We start from the raw sequence: 3,506 nt of genomic DNA on the forward strand, positions 1-3,506 counted from the left end.
GCCTTCCACGCTGATCCGGCTCCCCAGATCGAGTAGCTGCATGTCCGTCATGTCGCACAACCGCTTGCCAGCGGCATCCAGTAGCCATACCCGATCACCATCAAGCTCGATCAGGTGCTTGTCGAACGCCATGTGGCCTCCTGTTAAGTTCGTGGGCATGTCCTGCCGCGCTTCGCTTGCCTGCTGGCTTGTTCGTCAGGTCGAAGTGATGACCTTCCTCAAAGCCCAGCCTCTATGCTCTCCACCTTGCCTAGAGAGCTTCGATGGCGACTGCTTGAGGGAGGGAAAGAGGGAGCTAAGGCCAACACTCACCCTAGAGCCCTGCACGTATGCAGGGACTCTAGTGGTTGGCCGGATCACGTCTGCCGTCGGTCGGTCAGTCGGTCACATCGGCAGAGCATCGGGTGGTGTCCCTGCTCCTGCCAGCATCACGGCACATCAGCCGCCCGTAGACCCTGCTGGCCACGACACGGAGCGGGACGGCTGCGGCTGTTCACCGGAGGGTTTCCCCAACATCGGCGCGTTGCACTCCAGGCTGTACTGGTGCCAATCCATCACGTTGTCGTCACTCATCGGGCTGCCCCCTTTCTACGGATACCCCAGTAGAGGGCTGAAATACGTGCTGTGCGCTGTCGTCACTGAGTCCTACCACCCACACAACACGGGCGGTAACAGGGTTCTGACGGGATTTAGCTTGAAAGGAACGGCATGGTGCCGCTAAACTTGGCTGGTATTCGGTAGCTGCTTCCCGTCAGAAGCTGTTACCCAGAAGTCCAAGGTATCCCCATACCGAAGGCTTCCGAAAAACCCGCCTATGGCGGGTTTTTTCGTTTACGGGCATCAGCTTACTCTGGCCCGTGATCATGGATCAAGCTGCTTTTCGATCACTGCAAAATCACAACACCAGCCCCACGCGGTAACTGTTACCGCAACTTCCTACTCAAACCAGTCATAAAAATCGGCCTGCTCGAACCGGTAGGTCGGCTCGCCGACCGTGCCGGAGCCGAGTAGGGGCAAGCGAAGCGCGGCAGTTATAACGCACATGCGACAGGGCTGGAGTTAATACCGAATAGAGGGGGGTGGTCGAAAAACAGGCAAACAGTAGGGAGGGAGTGTGAGCAAAGTTCGGATCTATTGGCGCAAGCTCAATCAGCATGTAAGATCGTTCCCGATGCTTTGCTAATGGTTGAGCAGTAGCAAGAGGCCCGCCTCTGCTACTGGTAATAGCAGAACGCTGGGCCTCTGTTTGTTCAATGCAAATTGAGGTTTGCTATGAATGCATCAAACTGGATTGAAGCGCTCATAGACCTGCTCACAATTTTGAGCATCGTTTATAAGTATTTTGTGTAAACATCTAAGTATATCGCCGCCTTCGGGCGGCTTTTTTTTTGGAGATCTCTCCACCATAGTGGGGGATCCCCTGTAATAGCATTCTACTTTCGAAAGTAATTTACTGTAAACCAGTTTACGTAATTGATCGCCCGCCAAGCCTTTTGATAAGCGGGAAGGCCTCCGTTTGAAGCCCTATGTTGGTGCGGAAAAATAGGGCCGGTGACGAGCGGCAAGCCCCCCAGCCTAAACTTTCACCAAAATGGAACTTTTTCCCCACAGATCAACGCATAATCGCCCCCCCTCTGACAGCGCCAAACATGTTTGATTTTAGCTCCCCGCAGGGGCTCCAACTTTGGCACAAAGTGTTAGGAGAACACTTTGCCTCCACAATCTGGTACTGTAACCGGAGACAAAAGAGCAGGGGGCAAAGACACAATGGCACTCTCATTTTCGCTAGCAATCGACAAGATGAAGGCCCCAGCAGCAGGTAGATCAGAGGGGCACAATGTCCGCATCCACGCCACAGAAAGCCAGCTCAGAAAAGAGGCATGGTTTTCCCCAGCAGGCCGCCACCAGGTAAAACCTTGGCGGTCTGAATTGCTGGAAAAAGCGAAGGATCTGGCAAAAAGGAAGGATGCTGTGCACGCCATCCAGTTCGTGATCCAGCTCGGCAACCAGACCGACTGGCGAGACGAACCAGAGCCAGACTTCCCCGAGGGAAGGCCGATCGACATTGCCAACCAGATGAACAGTGCCGCCCGAGGGATCAAAACGTGGGCGGCGAAGGAGTTCGGAGAGGAAAACATCGTTGGGATCGACCTCCACACAGACGAGAGCAGCCCCCATTTCCATGTTGTCGTAACGCCGATCAAGGACGGTAAGTTGCAGGCCAAGGCGTGGTTGGACGGGTCCAGCAGGGTTGCAGCCCTGCGGAAGCGGGCATGGCAGGCCGTCAATGCGCACATCGCCTGCGAGTACAAACCCGGCGTCTCTGGCGGTGCCCCGCACGATCCGAACAAGGCAGCCGGACAAGCTCCGGTGCCGGCACCATCGATACTCGATAAGGTGACCGGACATGCCAAGGCCAAAAAATTGGAACGCGAAAACGCAGCCCTCAGGGAGGAGAACGACCAGCTCAAACAAGCCCTGTTTAGCCGCCAGAAAGGCCGCTATAGCGCCGACTTGCTTGAGAAGGCCAAACAGGCAGAGTTAGCCGCTGAAATCGCTCAGAGAGCGTTAGGCGAGGCCAAGCAGGAGCTTTTAAGCTTGAAGTGGGATGCGGGGCAGATTGTGAAGCAGTTGGAGACCCAGATAGGGAAACAGGGTGCGGAGATCACAAAACTGCAGGGCTACAACCGACAACTGGCCGATCAGAACAACGAACTGGACGAGAAGCTGCGCGAACTAATGCCCAAGAAGTACCAAGGGCCGCGTCCATGAAGGGCTGGCACGTAGCGGCGCTGTTCGCCGCGGTGTTCTTCATGAAAGGGACCGTGACCGCCTCGGGAGGCTGGTTTATGGGCCTGATGGGACTACATGATTTCTTTGGCTGGGAGGCCCCCTCATACTTCGAAGGGGCTGCATGGATGGCGGCCTTTGCTGCCCTGCTGCGCTGGGCTCGGCCCTAGCGGCTGCTGAGGTCTATCTCGATTCGGCGAAAGCCAATGCCGTTGGCGGTGTTGGCGGCAGCATCCATCGAGGAGAAGACCCGCCAGCCTCCGCGCTGGCGTTCCACGACCTCGGTGCCGCCCTTGCCGAAGCGGATCAGATGGAGGTGGAACCCCGCCCCCATTGGGGTTGGGACGATCATCGCCTTGGAGAATCCGCCCATGTCGAAAATGGTCTTGGCCTCTTTTTCCTGCATCATCAAATCCCCTATTTGAAATTTCAAATCGACAATTTGATTTTACCCTCTAGGGGGGTGAAATCAATCAAATTAGAAATATGATTCGTCGAATCGCTAAAATGATTTTCAATCCAGTTCAAGGCCCAAGGCAATGAGGCATTCCCGCCACTTCTGGGCCTCCAAATCGAAGTTGAGCAGGCCGCCTTCCACGCTGATCCGGCTCCCCAGATCGAGTAGCTGCATGTCCGTCATGTCGCACAACCGCTTGCCAGCGGCATCCAGTAGCCATACCCGATCACCATCAAGCTCGATCAGGTGCTTGTCGAAC

Annotated in this window: 4 protein-coding genes; 2 read left to right on the forward strand and 2 right to left on the reverse strand. The window is 55.7% G+C overall.

Annotated features, from left to right (window positions below; genetic code table 11):
• The first annotated feature begins 1,767 nt into the window (after positions 1–1,767).
• Positions 1,768–2,772: a plasmid recombination protein gene (locus BN4575_RS20210; protein WP_068979549.1), complete on the forward strand. Its 1,005-nt coding sequence runs from the start codon at positions 1,768–1,770 to the stop codon at positions 2,770–2,772.
• Entirely contained in the window at positions 2,769–2,960 is a 192-nt protein-coding gene (locus tag BN4575_RS20215; protein ID WP_068979550.1) for a hypothetical protein, read from the forward strand. The genes BN4575_RS20210 and BN4575_RS20215 overlap by 4 nt, the downstream gene beginning before the upstream one ends.
• Here the strand turns inward: BN4575_RS20215 and BN4575_RS20220 are convergent.
• Both BN4575_RS20220 and BN4575_RS20225 read right to left on the reverse strand, forming a co-directional pair.
• Positions 2,957–3,196, reverse strand: coding sequence for a plasmid replication protein RepB (locus BN4575_RS20220; protein ID WP_068979551.1), 240 nt, complete (start codon positions 3,194–3,196; stop codon positions 2,957–2,959). The genes BN4575_RS20215 and BN4575_RS20220 overlap by 4 nt on opposite strands.
• A 108-nt stretch (positions 3,197–3,304) precedes the next feature.
• Positions 3,305–3,506 (reverse strand): hypothetical protein (locus BN4575_RS20225; protein WP_068979552.1); only part of this gene is annotated, 202 nt, incomplete at its 5' end.

The organism is Aeromonas sp. EERV15 (assembly GCF_900079845.1).
GTDB classification, from domain to species: domain Bacteria; phylum Pseudomonadota; class Gammaproteobacteria; order Enterobacterales; family Aeromonadaceae; genus Aeromonas; species Aeromonas sobria.

Excerpts from the sequence above, each read along its gene's own strand:
- BN4575_RS20210 (WP_068979549.1), top strand. The coding sequence starts at position 1,768 with ATGGCACTCTCATTTTCGCTAGCAATCGACAAGATGAAGGCCCCAGCA.
- BN4575_RS20215 (WP_068979550.1), top strand. The coding sequence starts at position 2,769 with ATGAAGGGCTGGCACGTAGCGGCGCTGTTCGCCGCGGTGTTCTTCATG.
- BN4575_RS20220 (WP_068979551.1), bottom strand. The coding sequence starts at position 3,196 with ATGCAGGAAAAAGAGGCCAAGACCATTTTCGACATGGGCGGATTCTCC.